The organism is Desulfoplanes sp. PS50, from assembly GCF_053851535.1.
This window is the reverse complement of the sequence record NZ_JBSPZA010000084.1, coordinates 1-1,293: the sequence shown is the minus strand read 5'-3', so window position 1 is coordinate 1,293 and position 1,293 is coordinate 1. Positions and strand designations below refer to the sequence as shown.

Here is a 1,293-nt window from a genome sequence, read left to right as displayed (position 1 = left end):
GGAGGTTGGCTTAGAAGCAGCCATCCTTGAAAGAAAGCGTAATAGCTCACTGGTCTAGTAGTTCCGCGCCGAAAATGTAACGGGGCTAAGCATGATACCGAAGCCATGGCCCTGCACTCACTTTAACGATTAAAGATGTTTTTGAATTTAAGAATATCTTGGTAGTTAAAGTGAGTGCAGGGGGTAGGGGAGCGTCCTCTTTGAGGATGAAGGTAAATCGGAAGGTTTGCTGGACTAAAGAGGAGTGAATATGCTGGCATGAGTAACGATAAAACGGGTGAGAAACCCGTTCGCCGTAAACCCGAGGTTTCCAGGGTAAAGTTAATCTTCCCTGGGTTAGTCGGCCCCTAAGGCGAGGCTGAAAAGCGTAGCTGATGGGAAACAGGTTAATATTCCTGTACTTGGTGTGCATCGTTTGAGTGAAGGAGGAACGCAGGAGGGTAGGTCATCCATCTGTTGGAATAGATGGTTCAAGCCCGTAGGGATGATTCATAGGCAAATCCGTGAATCTTTATCCTGAGAGGTGATGACGAGGCGCAAGCCGGAAGTGATTGAGCCCATGCTGCCGAGAAAAGCTTCTAAACGAGATGTCCATTAAACCGTACCGCAAACCAACACAGGTGGGTGGGATGAGTAATCCAAGGCGCTTGAGAGAACTCTGGTTAAGGAATTCGGCAAAATGACCCCGTAACTTCGGGATAAGGGGTGCCACTTTTGGTGAATATATTCACTGTATGAGCTAAGAGTGGTCGCAGAGAAATGGCGGTGGCGACTGTTTACTAAAAACATAGGGCTATGCTAAGTCGTAAGACGCTGTATATGGCCTGACGCCTGCCCGGTGCCGGAAGGTTAAGAGGAGGTGTTATCCCGCTCTCACTCTGACGCATGGAGAAAACTATGTATTATGTTTATATCCTGATATCAGATGATGGAGATAATTATATAGGATATACGCATGATCTGAGAAAACGAGTCGAGCAACACAATTCAGATGAAGGAGCCAGATATACCAAGAACAAACATTGGAACCTGGTATATTATGAATCTTATCTGAGTAGTCGAGATGCGATGATTCGTGAACGGAAGCTTAAACAATGTGGTAATGCCAAACGAGGATTGTTTAAGCGGATAGAACATAGTCTCCATGAGTTGAAGTGAGGGCGGGAGAAGCACTGAATTGAAGCCCCGGTAAACGGCGGCCGTAACTATAACGGTCCTAAGGTAGCGAAATTCCTTGTCGGGTAAGTTCCGACCTGCACGAATGGCGTAACGATCTCCGCACTGTCTCAACCA

1 rRNA gene is annotated in these 1,293 nt (G+C 46.9%); it reads left to right on the top strand.

The features are described from left to right. Positions 1-1,293: ribosomal RNA gene (locus ACTVJH_RS15840) — 23S ribosomal RNA — on the top strand; the annotation flags it as partial.